Source organism: Acidimicrobiales bacterium (genome assembly GCA_036491125.1).
Lineage (GTDB): Bacteria > Actinomycetota > Acidimicrobiia > Acidimicrobiales > AC-9 > AC-9.
Window position 1 is genome coordinate 1 of record DASXCO010000189.1, and the last position, 22,755, is coordinate 22,755.

At 67.4% G+C, this 22,755-nt stretch carries 21 protein-coding genes; 14 read left to right on the top strand and 7 right to left on the bottom strand.

What is annotated here, in order from left to right; all coding sequences use genetic code 11:
• The 6 genes from VGF64_15165 to VGF64_15190 all read left to right on the top strand — a co-directional run.
• Positions 1-499: hypothetical protein (locus tag VGF64_15165; protein HEY1636102.1), on the top strand; the 499-nt coding region annotated here is incomplete at its 5' end.
• A gap of 41 nt (positions 500-540) precedes the next feature.
• Positions 541-2,373, top strand: a complete 1,833-nt coding sequence (locus VGF64_15170; protein ID HEY1636103.1) for an O-antigen ligase family protein — start codon at positions 541-543, stop codon at positions 2,371-2,373.
• 110 nt (positions 2,374-2,483) lie between these two features.
• Positions 2,484-3,545: a glycosyltransferase family 1 protein gene (locus VGF64_15175; protein ID HEY1636104.1), complete on the top strand. Its 1,062-nt coding sequence runs from the start codon at positions 2,484-2,486 to the stop codon at positions 3,543-3,545.
• Complete coding sequence (locus tag VGF64_15180; protein ID HEY1636105.1) at positions 3,542-4,309, top strand: glycosyltransferase family 2 protein; 768 nt, start codon at positions 3,542-3,544, stop codon at positions 4,307-4,309. The genes VGF64_15175 and VGF64_15180 overlap by 4 nt, the downstream gene beginning before the upstream one ends.
• Positions 4,310-4,336: 27 nt before the next feature.
• A complete protein-coding gene (locus tag VGF64_15185) occupies positions 4,337-5,089 on the top strand; it encodes a class I SAM-dependent methyltransferase (GenBank protein ID HEY1636106.1) in 753 nt (250 codons plus the stop codon).
• A 75-nt stretch (positions 5,090-5,164) separates the two neighbouring features.
• On the top strand, positions 5,165-5,944 hold the full coding sequence (locus tag VGF64_15190) for a hypothetical protein (protein HEY1636107.1): 780 nt from the start codon (positions 5,165-5,167) through the stop codon (positions 5,942-5,944).
• 26 nt (positions 5,945-5,970) lie between these two features.
• On the opposite strand, the gene VGF64_15195 is transcribed toward VGF64_15190, so the two are convergent.
• Entirely contained in the window at positions 5,971-6,816 is an 846-nt protein-coding gene (locus tag VGF64_15195) for a glycosyltransferase (protein HEY1636108.1), read from the bottom strand.
• Between the two features lie 23 nt (positions 6,817-6,839).
• On the opposite strand from VGF64_15195, the gene VGF64_15200 reads away from it, so the two are divergent.
• The 4 genes from VGF64_15200 (at position 6,840) to VGF64_15215 (ending at position 11,163) form a co-directional block, all read left to right on the top strand.
• Entirely contained in the window at positions 6,840-7,823 is a 984-nt protein-coding gene (locus tag VGF64_15200; protein ID HEY1636109.1) for a glycosyltransferase, read from the top strand.
• Positions 7,820-8,806 (top strand): glycosyltransferase, encoded by a 987-nt coding sequence (locus VGF64_15205; protein ID HEY1636110.1) that lies wholly within the window; start codon positions 7,820-7,822, stop codon positions 8,804-8,806. The genes VGF64_15200 and VGF64_15205 overlap by 4 nt, the downstream gene beginning before the upstream one ends.
• Before the next feature lie 134 nt (positions 8,807-8,940).
• A complete protein-coding gene (locus VGF64_15210) occupies positions 8,941-10,080 on the top strand; it encodes a hypothetical protein (GenBank protein HEY1636111.1) in 1,140 nt (379 codons plus the stop codon).
• Positions 10,081-10,119: 39 nt separating this feature from the next.
• Positions 10,120-11,163 carry a glycosyltransferase family 1 protein gene (locus tag VGF64_15215; protein ID HEY1636112.1) on the top strand — a complete coding sequence of 348 codons (1,044 nt, stop codon included), beginning with the start codon at positions 10,120-10,122 and terminating at the stop codon, positions 11,161-11,163.
• Between the two features lie 35 nt (positions 11,164-11,198).
• Here VGF64_15215 and VGF64_15220 read toward each other — a convergent pair whose 3' ends face one another.
• From VGF64_15220 to VGF64_15235, 4 genes are all read right to left on the bottom strand, one after another.
• The gene (locus tag VGF64_15220; protein HEY1636113.1) at positions 11,199-12,098 is read right to left on the bottom strand and encodes a glycosyltransferase family 2 protein; all 900 of its coding nucleotides are present in this window, start codon (positions 12,096-12,098) and stop codon (positions 11,199-11,201) included.
• A gap of 37 nt (positions 12,099-12,135) precedes the next feature.
• On the bottom strand, positions 12,136-12,984 hold the full coding sequence (locus VGF64_15225; GenBank protein HEY1636114.1) for a glycosyltransferase: 849 nt from the start codon (positions 12,982-12,984) through the stop codon (positions 12,136-12,138).
• Positions 12,985-13,216: 232 nt separating this feature from the next.
• Entirely contained in the window at positions 13,217-14,608 is a 1,392-nt protein-coding gene (locus VGF64_15230; protein HEY1636115.1) for a sugar transferase, read from the bottom strand.
• Between the two features lie 498 nt (positions 14,609-15,106).
• Complete coding sequence (locus VGF64_15235; protein HEY1636116.1) at positions 15,107-15,823, bottom strand: class I SAM-dependent methyltransferase; 717 nt, start codon at positions 15,821-15,823, stop codon at positions 15,107-15,109.
• Between the two features lie 117 nt (positions 15,824-15,940).
• On the opposite strand from VGF64_15235, the gene VGF64_15240 reads away from it, so the two are divergent.
• Positions 15,941-16,936, top strand: coding sequence for a glycosyltransferase family A protein (locus VGF64_15240; protein HEY1636117.1), 996 nt, complete (start codon positions 15,941-15,943; stop codon positions 16,934-16,936).
• A 139-nt stretch (positions 16,937-17,075) separates the two neighbouring features.
• Positions 17,076-18,245: a class I SAM-dependent methyltransferase gene (locus VGF64_15245; protein HEY1636118.1), complete on the top strand. Its 1,170-nt coding sequence runs from the start codon at positions 17,076-17,078 to the stop codon at positions 18,243-18,245.
• A gap of 29 nt (positions 18,246-18,274) precedes the next feature.
• On the opposite strand, the gene VGF64_15250 is transcribed toward VGF64_15245, so the two are convergent.
• Both VGF64_15250 and VGF64_15255 read right to left on the bottom strand, forming a co-directional pair.
• Complete coding sequence (locus VGF64_15250) at positions 18,275-19,219, bottom strand: glycosyltransferase (GenBank protein HEY1636119.1); 945 nt, start codon at positions 19,217-19,219, stop codon at positions 18,275-18,277.
• 58 nt (positions 19,220-19,277) lie between these two features.
• On the bottom strand, positions 19,278-20,549 hold the full coding sequence (locus VGF64_15255; GenBank protein HEY1636120.1) for a glycosyltransferase family 4 protein: 1,272 nt from the start codon (positions 20,547-20,549) through the stop codon (positions 19,278-19,280).
• A gap of 105 nt (positions 20,550-20,654) precedes the next feature.
• Here VGF64_15255 and VGF64_15260 point away from each other — a divergent pair, with 105 nt between their 5' ends.
• Both VGF64_15260 and VGF64_15265 read left to right on the top strand, forming a co-directional pair.
• Entirely contained in the window at positions 20,655-21,479 is an 825-nt protein-coding gene (locus VGF64_15260; GenBank protein ID HEY1636121.1) for an ABC transporter permease, read from the top strand.
• Positions 21,476-22,708, top strand: a complete 1,233-nt coding sequence (locus VGF64_15265) for an ABC transporter ATP-binding protein (GenBank protein HEY1636122.1) — start codon at positions 21,476-21,478, stop codon at positions 22,706-22,708. Before VGF64_15260 ends, VGF64_15265 begins: the two co-directional genes overlap by 4 nt.
• Positions 22,709-22,755: the final 47 nt, after the last annotated feature.

Genomic DNA, 22,755 nt, shown 5'->3' on the forward strand with positions numbered 1-22,755 from the left:
GGCTCGCGCCGTCTCCGAGGCGCTGGCGTCCGACCAGCTGGACAGCATCGCCGCTGCGGTGGCCGAGGCTCTCAGGCCGGCCCAGGCCGAGGCGATCGCCGACGCAGTGGCCGAGGCCGCGAAGTCGGCTCGCCCGCCTGCGGCCATCCCCGCTCCCGACGCCGGCCGCAACAGCCGCCCGGTCATGCCGCGGCGCACCCCACAGTACGGTCGGGCGCTCGACCCTCGACAGCCCGCCAGCCGGGGGGAGCTCCCCGCCCGCAGCGTCCCCCGGACTCGGCCGACCGCCGAGGAGGACGATTTCGACCGGGATCCCGCACCGAGGACGCGGGAAGTTCGTCGGGCCACCCCGCCGCCTGGACGCGCGCCGGTGTCAGCGCAGCCTCCGATCGAGGACGAGTACGGCATCGATGATCCCCCCGATGAGGGACCCGCCGACGACCGCCGCCGGCCCAACCGACCGTTGCGCGCCAATCGGTCTCGCCCCTTCCGGGGCTGACCGCCCCGGCCGCGCTGGGACCTAGGTAGCTCAGTTCTGCCATGCCGGCCGTTGTCGTATTCATCGTCGCCGCGGGCGCTGCCGCTGCCGCGTACGCGGCGCCGCTCGAGATCGCTCTGGGTGTGCTCCTGGGATCCTGGCTATTGGTGCCGGGGAGCCTCTGGCTTCCTGGAGCGCCGAGCCTTCTGCTCGTCGATCGCCTCGTCTTACTGGCGTTCGTCATCGGCCTTGTCGTGCGGATCCGGCGCGGTGAAGTTTCGGTGGATTCGTTGCGTCCTACCCGGATTCACGTCGTTCTGCTTGTCTACCTGGCGGCTTCGTTCGCCACAGGTGTCGCGCTGGCCGGCAGTGACGTGCCCCTGAAGGCGTCCCTCCATATATGGCTGGGCGTGCTCGACCAGCTGGTGCTCTTCGTAGTCGTGTTGGCCGTCGCGAGGACCATCGGCCCCCGCCGAGTCGCCCGCACCGTGGTCGCCCTGGTCGTTGTGACTGCGGTGATCGCGCTGTTCGAGCGGGTCCTCGGATCGGGTTGGTCATCCTGGTGGTTCCACGGCCTGCCCAAGCAGCAGAGCGCTCCCGGAGCCATCGAGCTCGGCACCCGAGGTGGCTCGTCACGAGCCCAAGCGGCGGCCCAGTTCCCTCTCGAGTACGGCTGGGTCACCGCGATCCTCCTGCCGCTGGTTGCTGCCGTGGGCCTGTCGTCTCGCCGGTTGTTGGTTCGTCTGGCTCCGGCGCTCGTCCTGGCCGGCGTTGTCGTCTCCGTCTCGCGGAGTCCAGTCATTGCGAGCACGGTCGCCGCGTTGGTGCTCCTCGTCGGAGTCCGCTTCGACCTCCGGATACGACTTCCCTTGTTGATCGCCGCGGCCATAGCGGTGCTACTTCTCGTGTTCGTACCATCGCTCACTGCCCCGTTCTCGTCCGCCAGCCACAGCGACTCCGCATCCATCCGGGTGGACCGCCTGCCGCCGATCATGCAGGCCGTCGCTCCCCACCCGTACCAGGGTCTGGGCCTAGGTGCACTTGCCACGCGGGGGCTCCCCGGCGTCGACAATAGCTACGTCCTTCTCTACGCAGAGATCGGGATCCTCGGCCTCCTGGCTTGGCTGGCATCGTTGCTGACTGCTCTTGGCGTCGGGCTGGCGGCCCTCCGGGCACCACCCGGCCCTGTTCGCGCCATCGCTGCAGGTTGCCTCGCGGGGATCGCGCTTGTTCCGGTTGCCGCCGCCTCCTATGACTTCGCCAGTGTGCTCCAATCCGGGTGGGCACTGTGGATCTTGGTGGCTGTAGCGACCGCCATCTGTGAGCTTGCGCCTCGCAAGGCGTCTGGTCAGAGGCGACGCTGGGCAGATCGAGTTCTGCTGCCGGTCGCCGGGTTCACCGCCGGAGCTGCGGTCTTCGCCCTCACGCCTGTGCACGCCGCTTCGACCTATCGATTCGAGACTCAGACGGCCTACTGGGCGGCGACAGAGCCGAGGCCCGACGAGTACATCGGTCGCGTCTTGGTCAACACCGCTTGCGATGTCATGGCGGCTGCGCCTCGAACCGATGGCGTGACCATCAGCTGTAGGCGCATGGATCTCACGCAGCCGGCGTCGCAAGGAGTCGGTGAGGCGCGGATCCAGGGACCTACCGCCGATCGCGTACGGGCTACCGAGAGCGAGCTCAATGCTCGGGTCCACGCGGCGGTGCCTGGCTTTCGCGTGTTTCCTCTCGGTGGAATCCAGTCGGGTCGGCCGACCTGGGCCCAGACCGCGCCGGTGTGGTTGGCCGCCGGGGGCCTCATCGTCGGCCTGATTGCTCCGGCTGGTCGGCGTCGTCCGGACTCCGAGCGTGAGCTTGAACCAGTAGCTGCCCCGCTACTCAGCACGATCTGACTCGTAGCGGTAATACCGCGATCGGCTCATCCGGATACTCCCGCGCTGAGCAAGGTCCGCGGCCGTCGGACGTTGAAATAATCCCCCGTGCCCAGCACTGTTCACCCCCAGTGACCGTTGCTGCGGCTCCCGAGGTGGTCGTCGACGCCGACGTGCTCGGCCGGCGCAGGACCGGCGACGAGAGCCACGTTCAGAACCTTCTCAGGGAGCTGGCCGGAGTGGATCACGGAATGCGGCTGGTGGCCGTCGCGCGACGAGAAGAGGTGGTCCCTGCGGGGGTTGAGCCGTTCGTCCTCCCGGCTCGCAGCCGGGTGCAGAGGCTGGGCTGGTCCCTTCCTCGGGCCCTCAACGCTCTCCGGCCGCGTCTGGCCCACTTTCAGTACGTCATCCCGCCCCTCTATCGAGGACCGGCGGTCGTCATGGTGCACGACCTGTCGTTCGAGCGTATGCCCCAGCTCATGGGGTACCAGGACAGGCTGGCCCTTCGCACCTTGGTGCCCTTCGCGGTTCGTCGGGCGGACCGTGTGCTCACGGTCTCGGAGTGGTCTCGAGCGGACATCCTGGACTGCTACGGCCTGGAGCCCGAGCGGGTCGTGGTGACCGGGGGGGGACTCGACCCTGCCTTCACCCGCACGGGGGACCGGCCTGACCGCCCGCCGTACCTGCTGTTCGTCGGCGCCCTGCAGCCTCGCAAGGGACCGGTCGTGGCCCTGGACGCCCTGGCTCGCCTGCCCGAGGACCTCCAGTTGGTGATGGTCGGCCCGGTGAAGCGGGGGTTCGGGGAGGTGCGGGCGTCGATGGACCGGCTCCGGTTGAGCTCGAGGGTCGAGCTGGCCGGATACGTTTCCAAGGAGGACCTGGCGGGGCTCTATCGCGGAGCCGCCTGCATGATCTTCCCTTCGCACTACGAGGGGTTCGGCCTTCCCGTCCTCGAGGCGATGGCGTCCGGCACGCCGGTAGTGACTACGACCGCCGGGGCAATTCCTGAGGTCGCCGGAGACGCTGCGGTGCTGGTGCCGCCGGGCGATCCTGATGCCCTGGCGGCGGGTGTCCAGGTCGCCATCGCGGATCGCGACCGGTTGGTGGCGGCCGGACTCGATCGGGCACGGAGGTTTCGTTGGGCGAGCGTCGCTCAGAGGACACTCGACGTGTATCGGGAGGTGCTGTCGTGAGCGGCACGGAGGTCGGGGCAGTTGTTGTCACGCACGGACCCCACCAAGATCTCGCCGACTGCCTGACGGCGTTGGATCGCCAGGTCGACCAGCTCGTTGTCGTGGCCAACCTGCCCGGCCCGCTGCCCGTTCCCCCCGCGGCCGTGCTCATCGAGAACAGACGACCGGTTGGCTTCGCAGAGAACGCCAATCGTGGTGTGGCTGCCACCACCGCCCCGTGGGTTGTGATAGCCAATCCTGACGCCGTGGCTCGTCCTGACGTGGTCGACCGCCTCATCGGCTTCGCCGAGACCAAGCCCGCCGCTGGGGTCCTCGGGCCCCGCCTGGTGTATCCGGATGGCCGCCTCCAGTCGTCCAGGCGGCGGTTCCCAACTGTTTCCGGCACTGCGGTTCGCCGGACGCCCCTCCGCTTTGCGTTTCCGCCTGACCGCTGGCAGCAGGCGCATTACTGCACCGATGAGGAACCGGATCTGCCGGTGCCCGCGGACTGGCTCATTGGGGCTTTTCTCCTTCTGCGCCGCCGGATGTTTGACGAGATAGGCGGTCTCGACGTCGGATACCGCCTCTATGGCGAAGACATCGACCTTGGCTATCGGGCGGCCCGAGCCGGCTGGGAACGCTGGTTCGTGCCCGACGCGATGGTCCAGCACCGGTTTGCTGCCGTCATCGATCGGCGGTTCCTCCACAGGCACACGCTGTGGCACATGCGCGGCATGGCCCGGTACATCCAAAAGCACCCCGAGAGCATGCTCCGCTTCCGCTGATGAACCGGGTTCGCAGCCGGTGAGCCGATGATCTATGAGCTGAAGGTTCGAGCACTGAACAGTCCGCACGGCCACAAGGCCGCGCGTCGCTGGCGCCAGGTTCGCACCGGCGTTCCCCGCGCCACCCAGACCGCGGACTACATGCGAGGCCGAGTGGAGGGTCGCAGTGTTGTGGACGTCGGCTGCATGTGGAAGATCCACGGTGCGCACTGCTTCATGGCCGAGGACATGGGTGCGAACCGCATCGCTGGAGTCGATCTCTACAGCACTTCGGAGTTCGAACGTGCTCGCGAGGACCGAGGATCCAAGGTGGAGTTCTACGGTGCGGATGCCACCGAGCCAGGGGTCCTGAAAGAGCTCGTCGGCTCAGTCGACCTCGTGTGGTGCTTCGGCGTTCTCTACCACGTCCCGGATCCGTGCCAGCTCCTAAGAGGCCTCCGGGAGATCTGCACCTCCGAGTTGGTCCTCGAGACCTTCACCATTCCTGAGGTCCCCGGCGTGCCCCACGCGGCCTGTCTCTTTCCCTACTTGACCGACTCCCAACGGCGTTCGTGGGAAGGCCGCCGAGCCCAACCCCGGTATCCGATCACCAAACCACTTCAGGGCGCCGGAGGCTTTGACAACAACTTCTGGGGCCTGTCGACCACCGCGGTTGTCGCCGCCCTGAGGTTGGCGGGTTTCGTGGTGGATCACCACGAGCCTTCTCTGCACGGGACCCTGCGGACGGTCTTCTTCGCCAGGCCGGATCCCAACGGCGCCGTGGTGTTCCAGTCGCCGTGAGCTGACTGGGCGGTCGGTCAAATCTGCCGATGGGTCTGAGCAGGGAACTCTGGCACCACCGACGAACTATCGAGGGTGGCTGGCTCCACCCCTCGTGATCGCGCCACGACGACAGCTCGGACCCGCCGGATCGGGCCGAGTCCGCCGCCGGCCGATTTCTTCACGCCGACGTCAGGTGTCACCAATGGTCACGATGCCTCCCACGAGGACGAGCCGGGCCAGGACTGGTCGCGGGCGCTGTGGGAGGCACTGAAGCACCGGCCCGGCCGCAACCTGGTGCTCTCGCTGGCGATCGCGCTCTTGGCAGCGGCCCTGGGCGCGACCCTCATCCTTAAAGAACCAGCCAAGTGGTCCAGTAGCGCAACTCTCCTGATAGACGACCCCCAACAGCTCGCTACAGCTGGCGACGACGGAATCATCAACAAGCTCAACCAGCTCCGTCTCAAGTACGCTGGCCTCGTCTCGACGACAGCCATTGCCGGCCCGGTGGCTCAGCAACTCGGAGTCGACGAGGGGATGGTGGCCGGGTCCACCTCAGCCGTCCCGGCACAGGACTCGCTCATCCTCTACACCGAGGCCACCGCGTCGGACCCGTCAATGGCCCAGCGGATGGCTCAAGCGGTGGCCGACGAGCTGGTGAGCTACGTCTCGGACGAGAACTCCCGATTCCAGCTTCCCGCCAACCTCCAGTACACCTTCAGCGTCGTCAGCCCCGCGACCGGGGCTAACCAGATCGCACCCTCGCATACCCGCGCCGAGACCGTGGCCGCGGCGCTGGCCGCAGTAGCACTGATCGGGGCTTACGTAGTCCTCCAGCTGGTGGCGCCACGACGCCCACGACGCCTACAACGTTGATGCTTCGTTGTCATTCCGGCGGGGCCTCACGGACGTCGCGTGAGCCGGCCGAGCCAGCGGCCCGTGATGGCGACGCCGTGGGGGAGGAGCAGCTGCCGGCGTCGGAGTCGGGGCCCCTGCTGGGCGGCGAGCTCGGTGACGACACCGAGCGCTGGCCACATCGCCGGGTCTCGCCAGGCCGTCGGGCGCTCGCCGCGCCGGGCGAGGTCGCCCCATCCAGCTCCGAGGCGGCGATGGAGGGCCCAGGTGCCGGCCGCCGTCGATCGAGGCAGATGACGGACGCGGGCGGCGGGGGCATGAACGAGCCGGAACCCCGACGCGCCGGCCCGCTGGCACAGGTCGAAATCTCCGCCCGAGCGGAGGCCTGCGTCGAAGGGACCGATGCGCTCGATGACCCGGGTGGCGACGAAGAGGTTGGCCGTGGCGGCGAACCCCTCCTTGGCCACGCTGTCGCCCTGGCGAAGGTATTGAGCCCGGTCGTAGCGCTCCCAGATCGTCGGCGAAGGACTGCCACTCGGGACGACGTCCCCACCGACGAGGTCGCCTTTGTCGAGGGCCGCGATCCCCTCGGCGAGCCATCTACCTTCGGGCCTGCAGTCGGCGTCGGTGAAGGCGAGCACCGCCCCTTGGGCCTCGGCGATTCCGGTATTCCGCGCTGCGTACGAGCCGGGGCGGGGCTCCAGCAGCACTCGGTCCACGATCGGGTGCCCATTGGCGAGCTCGGCGGTCGCGTCGTGAGAGCCGTTGTCCACGACAATCACCTCCGAGGGCGGAGCATCCTCCTGGCCAGCCAGGGCGTCGAGGCACTGGTCCAGCACGCCAGCGCCATCTCTGACGGGTACGACAATGCTCACGAGTGGTGCGGGTGACACCGGGCGTAGGGTACTCCGGCCCTGTGGGCTCCACCGATCCGGTGCCCGACGTGACGGTGATGTTGCCTACCTATCGCCGCGCCCGGAGCTTGGCCCTGGCCCTCGCGGGGCTGGCGACTCAGCGGGCTCCAGGCGCACAGTGGGAGGTCATCGTCGTCGACAACGAACCGGCACCCGGGTCCGAATCCGTAGTCATCGAGGCGACTGGATCGATGCCGGTCCCGCTGCGTTATGTGCGCGAGCCGATCCTGGGTGTCTCGTCGGCTCGGAACCGCGGGATCGCCGAAGCGCGAGGAGCGGTGTGCGCGCTGCTCGACGATGACGTGGTCCCCGATCCTGGCTGGCTGGCCGCCCTGGTGGAGCCACTGCTGGCTGGTCGCTGTGAGGCTGTTGGGGGTCACGTTGTCCTCGATCCGATGGTTTCGCGACCGCGATGGCTGGACGAGGCGGGCCTTGGTGGGTATCTCACCCGGTTCGAGCCGGCTACCGAGCAGCGAGCTCTTCACGAGGGGGAGGTGCTGGTGACAGCAAGTGCCGCTGCTCTTACCGACCGTCTCCGGGACATCGGCGGCTTCGATTCGCGCTTCGGTCCGCGCGGTCGTCGGCACCTCGTCGCCGACGACGACTATCTGAGCCGCAGGCTCGCGGCCGCAGGATGCCGCCTCCGGTACGTCCCGGACGCCGTTGTCGTCCACGAGCTCCCGACAGAGCGGCTCTCCCGTCGGTACCTGCTCCGCCGAGCCTGGCTGCACGGCCGGTCTGAGTGGCTGCTCGATCGGGAGGTCCTCGAGCGGGGTCGCTTCAACGGGGCCGGGCCAGCCGTCAACCGACTCGCCTCGGAGGCCCGCCGCCGGTGGGCCGAGGGACTCAGCGATCCCGCCGTCCGGTTTCATCTCCTGTGCGATCTGGTGCGATCGGCGGCGTCAATCGGTGAGGGCAGCAGCTGGTGGTTCGACGGACCCGCCTCTGGTGGGAGCAGCCACTTCCACCGGGTCGGTGCGCAATGAGCGATACCGGCTCGTGGGATGGGGCCGCTCCAGCGTGCTCAGTGGTCGTCTGCACCCGAGATCGCCCCGAGATGCTCAGGGAGACGATCGTCAGGCTGGTCGAGAACCTCCGTACCTCTGATGAGATCATCGTGGTGGACTCGGCCTCTCGTCCTGGCTCAGTGAGGGCGGTCGTGGACAACCACAGCGACCGTGGGCGAGTACGCCTGCGCGTCGTGCGCCAGGACGTACCTGGGGCGTCCCGAGCCCGGAACGCCGGGCTGGCGGCCGCTCGGGCTCCGGTGGTGGCCTTCACCGACGACGATTGTCTGGTGACCGAAGACTGGACGGCCCGCATCGAGCAGCCCTTCCGTGACCCGGGAGTGGGGTTCGTCACCGGCCGGGTGCTCGGTGACCTCGATGTTCAGCTCCCACTTTCGTTGATGATCGACACGGAGCTTCGCCGCTTCGAGGGACCAGGCGACCCGGCAACCTACGGTATGGGCAACAACGTGGCGTTCCGGCGGTCGGCTCTACTCGGAGTCGGAGGCTACGACGAGGCCATGGGTCCGGGCACGCCGATCCACGCGGCCGAGGACCAGGACCTCATGTGGCGGGTTGCGAGCGCTGGATGGGCGGGCGTCTACGACCCGACCGCGGTCGTCGTACACCGCCAGTGGAGAGGACGTCGCGGATCGTTGGCGCAATCGTTTCGCTATGGCATCGGCGCGGGCGCGGTGGCCGTCAAGGCCATTCGGATACGACGGCGAGAGGGCTGGGAGATCCTTCTCGCTCGACTGTGGCGCGATGGTGTCCTGCGGGCGCTACGCGATCTGCAAGCCGGCTACGAGTGGGGAGCTGTTGCCGGGCTGGTCAGCCTCCCCGGAGTGGCGGTAGGAGTGTTGCGCGGTGCACGTCTGAGTCTCGACGGCGAGCACTACGGCGATCAGTACCGCCACTCACGCAAGCGACGGGCATTCAGCGCAACAGGTACGGCGACGTAGGATCCGAGCGGATGGGCCCAAGAATTCGGCGATCGCTCCCGGCGATACTCCTGATCTGTGGGCTGCCATTGGCACTGCTGCCGATCACTCCCGCCCATGCAAGCGTCGGACCCGCCAGTCCTCGACTGTCTGGTGTGGACTTCCTTACCGGTTACCACAGCATCACGCCGTGGGCCTTCGACTTTCCACGCATCAAAGCCGATGGCGCCAACACCGTCTCCTTCGACGTCTGGTGGCGGGTCCCGGACTTCTCCTCGAACTCGGTCACTCCCGATTTCACCAAGGCCACAGCAGCTCCCGTGACGCCTACTGACACCGACGCTGACCTGATAACTGCCGCGCGCCAGGCCCACCAGGCGGGTCTCAACGTGGTCCTGACGCCGAAGATCGTGATCGGGTCCAATGTCAACAACAGCGGCTGGCGGGGCCTTTACAATCCTCCAAACCCGGCGAACTTCTTCACCAACTACGCAGCCATGACCAACCATTACGCGTCGCTGGCCCAGCAAGCCGGGATGTCGATGCTCGTTGTGGGAAGTGAGATGATCGCGAGCGACCGGTACACGAGCTATTGGCGACGCGTCATCGCCTCCGCCCGCCAACGCTTCACAGGCCAGATCGGCTACGAGGTGGATTGGCGGGAGATTTCCCAGTTCAGCTGGGGCGACGCCGTAGATGCACTGTTGCTCTCTGCGTACTTCCCTCTCTCCAACGACGAGAATCCGACGCTTTCGCAGCTCGAGGCTGGGTGGCATTCCTATCAAGCACCCGGCCAGACCACGACCCAAGACGCCTTCTCAGCCGTGGCCGACTTTGCCCGCCGATGGAGCAAGCCGATCATCTTCGGCGAGGCCGGGTACACGGCCACCACGTATCCCGCCGACCAACCCTGGTGGAACAAGCCCAATCCCACCGTCGCTCCTCAGTCCCAGTACCTGGCTTACGAGGCATTGCTGGACACCTTCGTCGGGCAACCCTGGTGGGGTGGCGTGCTGTGGTGGGCGTGGAATGACGGTGGTCCGAGGAGCCCCGAGAACAAGCCTGCCGAACGCCTTATCGGGTCCCAGTGCGCCGGGCCGCCCAGTACGGCGCAGCATGGCGAGACATTATTGGGGCCCTGCCACACCAAGCTCGCTTCCGTCGGATCGGCCCCGAGCAACTCGACGAAGGCTGTGGGCGGCATCGCCCTCGGCACCCTCCTGCTGGCGGTTGCAACCCTGCTTTCCCTCGGCTGGTTCAGACTTCCTCGCCGGCACAGGGCGGAAATGCGATAGCAGGTGGTCCGACACGACGCTCCGAGTGGAGATGACAACTTGACCCGTGCCCGGTTGGGTTTCAACGCCCTCGCCTTGCAGCCCGGAGGAACGGGTGTCCAGACCTACGTCCGGGAGTTGCTCTGGGCGATTCCTGATGCCGTGGTGGCCGACCTCCTGGCCGCGGTACGTGCCGACAGCGTCGACGACCTGCCGCCAGGGGTGAGGCCCAGGGTGCGTCCTCCGGTACGGGGCTATCGACGGTTTCTGGAAGGGGCTCGTTCCCTCGGTTCGGTCGACCTCGTTCACGGTCTGGACGTCCACATCCCTGCGAGACCTTCGGCGGCCACGGTCTCGACGGTGCACGACCTGAGCGTCGTCGACATTCCGTGGTCCTTCCCGCGTCAGCGACGCAGGGGCGAGCTGCTTGCACTTCGCCACGCGGTGCGGACGGCTGACGCGGTCATCGTGGACTCGGGCTTCACTGGCGACCGGCTGAGGGAGTCCTTCGGCCGCGAATCGGTCGTAGTGCCCCTAGCACCGGCGGCGGACATGGTGCCCGCCACGGAGGAGATGCTTGCGAAGACTCGGGAGAGGTTCGATCTACCTCCGCAATTCGTTCTCTTCGTCGGCTTGGGTGCCCGAAAGGACATCGACACTCTGGCCGACGCCTGTCGTATCGCCGACTTGCCGCTCGTCATTGGCGGGGCGGCGGGCCCTTCCGGAACCGTCCCAACCGGAACGCGGCACCTTGGCTACGTCGCCCGAAGCGATCTCCCTGCGCTGTACGGCTCGGCGACGGTCCTCGCCTACCCCTCTGTGTATGAGGGCTTCGGGTTGCCTCCCCTGGAGGCGATGGCCTGTGGCACCGCTGTGGTCGCCTACGACATCGCGCCTCTCAGGGATATTCTTGGCGAGGCGGCCGTGTTGGTGAAGCCAGCGCACAGTGGCGCGCTGGCCGACGCCATCCGAGCGCTGTTCGCCGACGAGGACCATCGCGATGAGCTCATCGTCAACGGACTTGCGCAGGCTCGCCGGTACACGTGGGCGGCCACGGCGGCGGGCACGGCAGCCGTCTACCGACAGCTCGGCATCAAATGCTGAGAGTTCGCCCTGGCGAGTCGAGCCCGAGAGTTGGCCTACGCGATCCCGTCGGGCCCGATCATCCGAGCAAGAGCGCGATTGACGAGTCCGGGGTCGCTGCGGAGCCGGCCGAGCTGCTTCCCGACCTGCTCAAGTGTGAGGATCGCGGAGACCCGGGCCGACGGCGCGAGCAAGGAGCGCAACACGGCCCCTCGCTTGGTCCAGCCCTCCCCGCGTTGCATCCGGATGTGCGCGGCGATGAAGCTCCGGCATTCGGCGGGGAGGCTCGGCGCGTGCTTGTCCAGGAACATCTCCAGACCTTGCGACTCGGAGGACGGATTCGATAGACGGCGTTCGGCGTGGAACACCTGGCGCACGAGGACGTCGTTCACCACGCCGGCTCGTGCTCGTCTCACGCAGCGCAACCACAGGTCCCAATCCTCCACACTCGGAAACGCTTCGTCGAGCCAGAGCTCGTCACCGAGCGCGCTACGGCGGGCCATCACGAAGGAGAAGCTGCCTGGAAAGTTCGCCCACTGCACCTGTTCAGCGGTGAACGTGCTCGGCCCGCGGAAGACCTCGGCGGCAGAGTGTGAGGGCTCGTGCTCGATCAGGTAGTTGCACGAGACGATGCCGAGATCCGGGTGCGCCTCGAGCTCCTCGACCTGCTTCGCCACCTTGTCGGGCTCCCACCGATCGTCGTCGTCGAGAAAGGCGATGAGCTCTCCGCCCGCCCGGCGGAGCGCCGTGTTCCGAGCCACGGCTGCTCCGCTGTTGGTCTCCAGGCGGAGGACGCGCACTCGGCTGTCGTGCGCACAGACCAAGGCGACTGTCTCTTCGGCAGGTCTCGACGACGCGTCGTCCACCACGAGAACCTCGAGAGAGCGGTAGGTCTGGGCGAGCACCGAGGTTAGGGCACCGGCTAGGCGGTGGGGGCGATCGTGGGTCGGCAGCACCACAGAGACGAGAGGTCGTGTGGCGGTGTTGGCCACCTCAAGCCCCGAATGCTTGCGTGAAGGCCTCCAGCCGGGCGCTGGCCGTGACAAGCGGAGCATGGTGGTGGAGGATCCTCTCCCTGCCAGCCGAACCCAGCTCAGCCCGCCGCTCGGGCTCGGCGAGTAGCGAGGCGACGGCGGGGACGAAGTGGTGGCGGTCGGCGACGACCGTGCCGGCATCCGGGGCCCCGAAGATGCCCTCGACGCCCGCTGGTGTCGTCACGACGGGTATGCCGTAGGAGAGTGCCTCGATGACCTTGATCTTCGGACCGCTCGACGACGGACAGGGAAACACCACGACGGCGGCCCTGGCCAGGACCTCGGAACTGGTCGACACCGCTCCGACGACCTCGACGCCAGGGACCACGCCGACCTCGGATCGGTCGAGGTGTCGCCCGGCAATGAGCAACGTGGACCCCGGAACCTTGTCGCGCACGGCGGGCCACATGTCGAGCAGCCAGGTCAGGGAAAGGCGGTTCGGCCGCCAAGACCAATCCGCCATGAGCGCCGCGACCGGCGCCTCGACCGGATCCAGTCGCGCTGTCGGTGCTGGGTAGCCGATGGGGACCACGGTGGCAGGTTGGCGAAGGCGTTCGGCCACGCGGCGCGAGTAGGCGAGCACGAGTCGTGCCCGGCGGCCGGCCCGATGCTCGCAACGAGCCGTTTGCACATCGCCCGGCGCCAGGCGCTTGACGGCCCACGCGTCTGCCAGGGCCCGGAAATGCACGGTCACGACTCGCCGGGGGAACCGGGCGACGGCAGGGAAGGATGGGACATGGTCTGCGACGGCTAGGGCGCCGGGAGCGGGTTCCCAGCCCATGTACGCCTGCTCGAAGCGGGGCTGCACCACGCTCCGCAGATGTGCCTTCCAAAGAGGTCCTGGGTGGCACGGCTGCCAGCGGCACCACGGCGGCAAGGGGCGGGGGGGCATCGCCGGATGCCACGTCCAAGCGTCAACGTCGTGCCCGAGGGCGATGGCGCCTTCACACCACGACCACAGGTCACGCCCGGCGGCAGTGCCCTCCGGGTCCGGGAACTCGCTCGCCGCGACCGAGATCTTCACGAGGCGCCCAGAGGCGTTAGCAGGGGCTGCGGCGATGAAAGACAGCAGGCACCGTGCGTGCCAACAGTCGGGCGTCGAGCCAGACAGACCAATTGTTGATGTACGCGAAATCCAACTTGACCATCTCGTCGTACGTTAGCCCGTTGCTGCCTGCGACCTGCCAGTAACCGGTGATGCCGGGCGGGACGCAGTGGCGTCTGCCGTCGAGGGCGCCGAACTCGTCCGGGTGGACCGCGAGGGGCCGAGGTCCGACGAGGCTCATCTGGCCCTTGAGCACGTTGAACAGCTGAGGAAGCTCGTCGATTGAGTAACGGCGGATGAAGCGACCGACGGCTGTGACTCGGGGATCCTCCTCCATCTTGAACAGCAACCCATCGGTGACGTTGTTTACCTTCAGCTCCGGAAGCAGATGCTCGGCGCCGACGACCATGGAGCGGAACTTGAGAGTGGCGAAGGTCTTGCCTCCCTGTCCGACTCTCTGCTGGTGAAAGAGGATCGGCCCACGGTCCTGCAGCCAGATGGCGGCGGCAGTCGCGGTCATCACGGGGGCCGCGAGCACTACGAGAACTGACCCGACGATGAGATCGAAGAGGCGCTTTCCGGGCACGGCACGAGCGCTTCGACTGACCGTCCCCAGAGTGATGAGGGGTAGCCCTCCCACCTGGGCGACCAGGCACGGGTGGAGGAACAGCTCGGCAAGCGGAGGCAACATGGAAAAGCTCAGGTCGAGGCCCTCGCAGCGCTCGATGCAATCGGCCACGACGCCGTCTCGGTCGCCGTCAGGCAACAGCACGACGTGGCGGATCCGATGCTCGGTAACGACCCTCGACAGGTCGTCCGGCAGGTGCCCTACACGCTTGGCGTCGACCGAAGGATGGAGCACGTCGACTGGCAGCAGGCCGGCCTCGGGGAAGGCGCAGAGCTTGTCCACCACCGTTTCGGCCATCTGATCTGCGCCGATAACCATGGTGCGACGCAGACCGTGGCCCCGCCTTCGGGCGGAGACGACCACCGCCCAGGTGACGGTACGAAGAGCCACCAGTCCCGTGGCAAGGAAGGCCGCCACCCGAAGCTCGGTCAGCGGCGCCAGGATGGCCGAGAGGACCACGACAACGGCGAACAGGGGCCCGACCAGCCGGGCCGGGTACCAGGCCACTCCCTGAGTCTCGATGGATGTACGGCGGGCGTAGAGCCCGCTGGCCAGGAAGGTGACGAGGACCAGCGAGACCAGGGTGGGTACGCCCACTCCGCGCACGCCGGCGGCGACGGCCGCGCCGGCTGCCACGATCGCGTCAGCCGCGAGGGTCGGTACGGAGGGCACCGACCCGTGCACGTGGTCCACTATGCCGAGCCACCGGGGGAAGTCCTCGACTGGTCGGACACCGTCAAGGCCGACGGGGAGGGGCACAGCCCTCGGCGACCGGAGGGGGGGTCTCCGTGGTGTTACGAGGGGCAGGGGCGAGACGATCTGGTCAGCTGAGACCGTCGGAGAGCTGGCTCCCGCCGCCCGGGTCGTGGGAATGGTCGGGGCGAGCTGGTCAGCCGTGACTGTTGGCAGAGCGGGAGATTCCTTCAAACTCTCGAGGGCTGTCGGTTGAGCGATCTGGTTGGCCGAGACGGTCTGTCGCCCGCGCGTCGCCCCCGTCTCGCCGACGAGTGGCGCACCCTCATGTCTCATCCCAGCTCCCAACGTTCTTCCCCTGGGCCATTCAGCGCGCTTGGCCGCAGCATTTCGATCTGCCCTACGTCTTCTCCTGCCGGTTGACCGAGCCGGGCCTGGTGTTTGCCCGGAGTTCCCCCCCTCGGGGTATGCGAGCAACTCCTGCGGACCCACTCCGGAGGGACGGAGCAGGCCCCAGGCGCTCAGACCGCCCGAGAGTCCTCCAGTTCACCCGTGCGGGGGAGGCTACTTGGCAAAAACCGCCCATCGCATATGGGCAGGTCGCGGAACGGTCAGCTCCAGGCCGTACTCGATCGCGCCGCGGACCCGATCGGGCAGCCGGGCGAAGCCGGCGGCCTGCTCATCCCGGGACAGCCATCGGAAGAGGGGTCCGATTGCCACGAGCCGGAGCCCGCTCGCAGCGGTGGAGTCGAGCCAACGGGGCTTGGCGCGAAGGCGCACGTGGGGAGCGGGCACAGCGTCGGTCGCCCCGAAGCGGTCCGTCACCACGAGACGGCCGCCGTAGCGGAGCGCCCGGGCCAGGTCCTCGACGGCCGCCTGCCACTGATCGTCGTCGGTCAGGTGATAGGCGACGTCCATCATGGTGATGAGGTCGTAGGTCTCGGCCGGACAGGGCAGGGGCTCCGACCCCACCGCGTGCCGGTAGACGGTCATTCCCGGAAAGCGGGAGCGGAGACCATCCACCGCAACGTCAGCGATGTCGCAGCCCTCAACCGTCGCACCCCATGCAAGCAGCTGGTCGACCACCCAGCCGACTCCGCTGCCGACATCGAGTGCTCTCACGGGACCGGTGCGGTGACCGAGGGCCCGCCAAAGGGCGCGGTGCTTGGCGCGGTACAGCCACTGGTTGTAGGGCTCCGAATAGCAGATGTGTCCTGTCCCGCGCAGGCTGAAGTCGTCAGCGAGGCGCTGGGACCAGTACTGGGCCGGCTCGTAGGTCACCGCTCACCTCTTCGATGAGGGGCTGCGCTGGACCTGCCCGCTAGACGCGCCACCGAAGGAGGGCGGGCCCCCATCGTCGAACCAACACAGATGGGCCATCCGACCGTCGCACAGGAGATGAGCTTGGTCCGGCCAGCGCCCAGCCCGAGAGTCTCGGTGATCGTTCCGGTGCGGGACCGGCGTGACCTCCTCCGCCGAATGCTCGACGCTCTCGCGGCCCAGACGCTGACCGACCACGAGATCATCGTGGTGGATGACGGATCGGAAGACGGCAGCGGCGATGAGGCTCGTCAGGATGCCGCTCTGGGGAGGCCCGTCAAAGTGGTCGCCGGCGGCGGAGCTGGGGCGGTGGCGGCTCGTCGCCTCGGAGTTTCCCATGCCAAGGCCGGGCTGCTGGCCTTCACTGACAGCGACTGTGTGCCGGAGCCCGGCTGGCTGGCCGCCGGGGTGGCAGCCATCGAACAGGGTGCCGACCTTGCTCAGGGTGTCACCCGTGCCCTGCGGCCGCCGCGGCCCCTCGAGCGCTGTGTGCAAGCGCCGACCGAGGATGGCCTCTATCAGACCTGCAATGTCTTCTATCGCCGTACAGCTTATGACGCGGCAGCAGGCTTTGACATCAGCGCGGGCAAGCGGCTGGGCTTTCGACCCGGCTCCCGATTGCGGGGCCTCGGCTTTGGTGAGGATGTCCTGCTGGGCTGGCAGGTGCGACGCTCGGGCCGGGCCGCATTCGCTCCCGATGCTGTCGTAGCGCACCACGTTTTTCCCGTCGACGTCGTCGAGTCCCTACGTAGGGCTTGGACCGCGGGGGCTTTCCCGTCACTTGTGCGAGAGGTCCCAGAGCTTCGCCAGACGCTCCTCTTGGACGGGCTCGTCCTCGGCGGCCGTCCTCGCCTGGCTCTCTACGCTGCGGCGCTCGCCTTTCTCGCCAGGCGTGATGGCGTTGCCACCGCGGCCTTGGTGATATGGGTAGGTGCCCGGCTTCGCCGGGTCGCACAGCTGGAGCCATCATGGACAAGACGGGCCACGGTCCTACCCGTCGACCTGACGCTTGACGCCGTGTCCGCGATTGCGCTAGCTGCCGGGAGCATGCGGGCGCGTCGATTGGTGCTGTGACGAGAAGTCTCGAGATGTGGTCGACTCAGTCTGAGCAGGAACGCAATCGCCCATCGCGGAATGGGTTCATCATGACGATTGACGATTCGCAGGGCGCCTCGCGGCCTCTGGTGCCAGGCCATCGAAAGGCGCGTCTGCTGTGAAGATTGCCGACTTCCTCCGTCCGGGAATACCAGCCAGTCTGCTCTTGGGCGCCGTGCGCCCCTCTGCGTCCCGTCGCCAGCGGGCGTTGGCTGCCCTGGCTCTCGTCGGCTTTTGGACCGCCGTGTATGCCCGGTACCGCCGCGGAGGCATCGAGGAGACCGCCCGTGAGTACGAGATGCTCGGAGGGGCCAACTGGGAAGCTTTCACCCGCCACTACAACGAGCGAGTTCCGACGATCGAGGAGGAGTTCGCCCTCTGGGGCGAGTTCCACCAGCATCGCCACGAGATGCGCTACGACCTCGTTGCCGCAGCTGTTCGTCGCCATGTACCACCTGGTGGGAGCATCCTCGACGTGGGCTGTGGGTCAGCCCTCGTGGCGGACCGCCTCCTCGACCTTGATGGCTCGTACGTGGGCATGGACTTCGGGGGGCACCACATCGTCTACGCCGCCAAGAAACTGCGTGACCTCGATGTCCCGTTGCGTCGTGCGGTTGTCCGGGGAGATGGTGAGCGGTTGCCGTTTCCGGACGCTGCTTTCGACGTCGTTGTCATGTCCGAGGTCATCGAGCACCTCCTGCGGCCTGAGGTAGCGGTCTGGGAGGTGGCGCGGGTCCTGCGCCCTGGCGGCGTGTACGTGATGACGACGAACAACGCCAGTGAGGTGCCGCTGCGGTCGCCTCTCAGTCATCTCTTTGCCTGGCTGGAGAAGGCGCTGGGAGCCTACCGCCCGGGTCTGATCTCCCGGCGCCCGTGGGTCTGGCCCGAACGCGTCGATCCGGACCTGCTTCCCGACGACCTTCCGGACGTCTACCTCCCGCACACTCACCACATCTACGCTGAGACCCGAGACCTCTTCGCTGCCGCTGGACTGGAGACGTTCCACTTCTCGACGTTCGAGTTCCCCCCGCCTCAGAGCAACGCCGTTCGCCAGCTCGACAAGCGAGGTGAGCTCGGCCGTCACGTCGTGGAGCTGACCGAGGCCGTCGCTCGAGCGATTCCCCTGGTCAACCGCCTCGGCTGTCATGTTCACATGCTGGCCCGAAAGGTCAGATCGCCTGTCGCGATCACACCTCCGGTGGGCGTGTGGCCCGGACCGTTCTCCGGGCCAGCACGGAACGCAGGGCCAGCGGCGAGTCAGCGTGACCCCGAGGCGCTCATCGGCTGAAGGCGAGCCCAAGGCTGGCCGACTCACGCCTAGAGGAGGATGGTCCGATACCTTGCCGAGGCGGCGATCATCACGCCGACCTCAGCTAGGTCTGCAATCAGGGCGGCGGGGATGGCGGCGGTTCGACGGCGTGGTCCCCCGCCAAGCGGGTTTACCCGGGCCCGGTACCGGACGTACGGGAGTGTCAGGGCCAGAGCGCCCAGCTTGGTCGCAGGGGAGGATCGCGGCTTGGCGGCCAAGGCCAGCCCGAGTGCCGCCAGGAGCGCCGGCGGGTGCGAGTCCTTCCAGAACCAGTGTCGGTAGAGGTGCCGTCGCAGGCTCGGATGGTGCCGGACGGCGAGGACTACGCCCTCCCAGCGTGGTGTATCCCGCAGATGGGTGAGGAAGTTTGAAGGCCGGACGTCGTGATGCACCAGAGCCGTACCGTCAAAGACCGACTTCGCCCCTTGTTCTCGGGCTCGCCAGGCAAGGTCAGTGTCCTCCCCCGTGGGGTGCCGGAAGCGCTCATCGAACCCGCCCAGACGCTCCAACAGGTCTCTCCGATAGCCCATGTTGCAGGTCTGATAGAACCCCGACTCCTCGGTCACCTGGAGGGTTCGGCTGAACGGACCGTGGCCTGGCGCCTCAGGGTCTGGGAGGGTCCGGCCCTGAACCAGATCGGCGCGACGCAAGGCGCCCACGATGGCCGACAGCCACCCCTGCCAGGGGGTGCAGTCATCGTCGGTGAAGGCGATGAGAGGGGCACGTGCGGCCCGCCAGCCGGCGTTGCGGGCCGTTGCCGGGCCCGAGTTGTGCTCCAGCCGCAGAGGCCTGAACAGGACCCCTGCGTCTCTGGCCAGCGCTTGGAGCTGGCGCCACGTGCCATCCGTGGAGGCGTCGTCCACGACGATCACCTCGAAGGGCCCGACGCCTTCCTGATTTTCGAGAGCACCCACCAGGCGCGGGAGAAGGTGAGCCCGTTCGTGCGTGGCCACGACCACCGACGCGATCGGGCTACCACGTTGGCTGGTCAGAGGCACAGTCGCTCAGTTCTCAACTGGACGTCCTGGTGAGCGTGGGAGGCGGACGGTCAGGGGGTGGCCCGTAGCGGAATCGATCGGCCGCAGCGAGATGCCAGGCTTCGAGGACCTCGGCCAGGCGATCCACGGTCAGCTCACTCGCCGTCGCCAGCCCGCCCTGCACCAAGCGGGCGCGTAGCGCCGGGTCGTCAGCGAGCCGACGAAGGGCAGCTGCCAGCAGAACGGCGTCACCGGGCGGGAAGACCAGGCTGTTGCGGCAGTCGGACAGAAATTCGGCCGAGCCGCCGGTGCCCGTGGCTACCACCGGGGTGCCGCAGGCCATGGCTTCGATAGGGATCAGGCCAAAGGGCTCGGACCAGGTGGGGGGGAAGACGAGCGCATCCGCCTCTTCGTAGTGGCGCCTGAGCTCCTCCCGCTGGACGGCGTCGAACCGGACCCGGTCCGCCAGGCCCAGCTCATCGACTAGCCGATGGAGCTCGCCAAGGTGGCGGGAATCGCCGCGGCCCAACACGGAGAGGGTGGCCTGCTCGGGGAGGAGGGGGAGGGCGCGGATGATGGTATCGACGCCCTTGCGCGGATCTAAACGACCGACCGACAGCAGCCGCCAGCCCCAGGGGCGGGCCTCCCTGACTTCGGGCACGCCCAGTGGGAAGTCGGCAGGATCGATGCCGCTGTAGACCACTGTCGATTGGGTGAAGCGCAAGCCAGTACGAGCAGTGGCGTGGCTCCGGGTTGCCTCACTCACAAAGCAGCCCGTGGCCCGGTCCCCCAGGTCGGCCGGCAGCCCGGTAGGCAGCCCGGTCAGGCGGCGCACGAGCAGCCGGGTGCGGGGACGCCGAGCGAACAGCCGCGTCCATGCGTCCAGGGCTGGGCCGTAATCCAGCCAGTCATCGCAGACCACGAGGACCAGTGGCAGCCGCGCCTCGACGATGGTGGTCACGAGACCAAGCGACATCGCTCCCATGTTCCAAACCGACACCACATCGGGGGTGACATCGTCAAGGGCTCTCCGGAGGTGCCGCTGATTGGTCCTTTCCACCTCGAGCCGCCGCCAGAGACTGGGGCTCACGAGAGCGTGGTCCTCCCAGTAGAAGTCCAGGTCGCGACGTATGCCGCGGTCCCTCTCGCCAGGGAGGTCGATCACTCCGGCCACCCGCATGTTGGTGGTGAGGACGGTCACCCGGTGGCCCCGCTCTCGCCAATGCTCCACCACGTCCCGGCAGGAAAGCTCGTAGCCGCCGTAGTAATGGGGTGGGTACATGTTCGAGACGACGAGAACCTTCATTCCGACGATGACGATACCGGTCCTTCCGGTCGAGCCCAGCGAGCGCGGGCGCAGAGGTGCACGCCACCACAGCGGCAGTGGGGCTGGGCTCGGGAGTCGTCGGCGATGAGCGTAGCCACCGGGTTCGAGCTCACACCTCGGGCGACCTCCTCACGGTCCCTGCTGATCGAGCTGTGGCGGTCTCGGGACCTCGTGCGCATTTTGTCCCGAAAGGAGTTCTTCGTTCGCTATCGGCGAGCCTCCTTCGGCCTGCTTTGGGCCGTGGGCCTCCCGCTGTTCCAAGCGGTCGTCATCGCGGTGGTATTCAGTCGACTAGCCCATCTTCGGCCAGGAACCACGAACTACGTAGCCTTCATCCTCGCTGGGCTCGTGGGTTGGACCTACTTCTCTTCGACCCTGGGGACGGGATCTACGGCCGTCGTGGACGGATCGTCGCTGACGTCCAGGATCTATTTCCCCCGAATGGTGCTACCGCTCGTCACCGTGGGATCCAATCTGTACGGGTACCTCATCAGTCTTGTCGTCGTTGTCGGGATCTGCTTCGCTCTTGGCGTACCGGCGAGCCCCCGCCTCCTGCTGCTCGTGCCAGCCACCGTCCTGTTGGTCGCCCTAACCGCTGCCCTCTGCCTCACCCTCGCCGCTCTCCACGTCTATTTCCGAGATGTTCGCTGGGTGGTCCAGGCCTCCCTACTTGCCTGGATGTACGTAACTCCTGTGATCTACCCGCTTGACAGGCTTCACGGCCTGGCCCATGTCCTCTGGATCAATCCGGCCACGGGTATGGTCGAGCTGTTCCATGCCGCCATCGTGGGCACCTCTGGCGACTGGATACCGTCGGTCTGGTGCTCGCTTGGATGGGTGGTTGCCTTGTTCGTGGTCGGCATCGCTCTCTTCCGTCGCTTCGATCGCGTCTTCGTGGACCTCCTGTGACTCCGCGCATCCAGCTTCGTGGAGTGGGTAAGCGCTTCACGAAGTACGAAGACACGCCGATGCTCGTTACGCGCGCCCTGCATCTCGGCCCGCGGACCCGCCGCAGCGCCCTGTGGGCTTTGCGCGATGTCGACTTGGACGTGGCACCTGGTGAGTCCGTAGGGGTGATAGGACGCAATGGATCCGGCAAGTCCACCCTGCTCCAGCTGATGGCCGGTGTCACGGCTCCGACAGAGGGGCGCGTGGCCGTGCACGGGCGGGTCGCCCCGCTGATCTCGGTCGGCGTCGGCTTCCACCCTGAGCTGACCGGGCGGGAGAACGTCTATGTCAATGGGACCATCCTCGGGCTGACCAGGAGCGAGATAGAGCGTCGCTTCGAGGCCATCGTGGCCTTTGCGGAACTCGAGGAGTTCATCGATACGCCCGTCAAGTTCTACTCCTCGGGTATGTACGTCCGGCTCGGCTTCGCCGTGGCCGCCCAGTCAGAGCCAGACGTCCTCGTCGTCGATGAGGTGCTCGCCGTGGGTGACCTCGCCTTCCAGCTGAAGTGCTACAAGCGCATGTCCGAGGTCCAAAACTCCGGGGCGACCATCGTCGTGGTGAGCCACAACCTGGCCTCGGTCAGGACCCTGTGCCAGCGAGCTCTGGTGGTCCACGATGGCAGGGTGCGCTTCGATGGCTCGACCGATGATGCGCTGTCGGTGTACCACAACTATCTGGCTGAAACGGCTGTCGAAGAAGTGACAGGAGCTTCCGGGACGGAGGCCAAGCCAGCGGCTCGCGCCGCCGTTGAATCCTTCGAACTCCTTGATGCTGACGGCCAGGCAGTGACGCACGTCTCGAGTGACTCGGTCGTTACATTTCGCGTGCGCATATGCTTCGACACTGCAGCGCGGGATCCGGTGCTTGGTCTCAGCATTGTCAACGAGGCGGGCATCCCGGTCTACGCCGACAACGCGCCAGTGCGGGCGGCAACCGGCAATTTCGCACCCGGCGATGACTTGAGTTGTGACATCGAGGTCGCCTTGCCGCTGCCGACCGGCACCTACCAGGCGGTGGTCGGAGCGACGGACTCGGACTTGGCCACGGCGATTGCCCGGACACGCCCGCTGTTCTTTTATGTGAGCGGTCGTCGGATGGTTCACGGGGTCGTCGACCTCCACGCCTCGTTCACGGTGAACCGTGATCTCGTGTCGGCCGACGGGCTTCGCAGGGCCATCGAGGACTGAGACGCTTCGACCGGGCGGCGGCTGCTTAGGGGGAGCGCCGCCGCCCG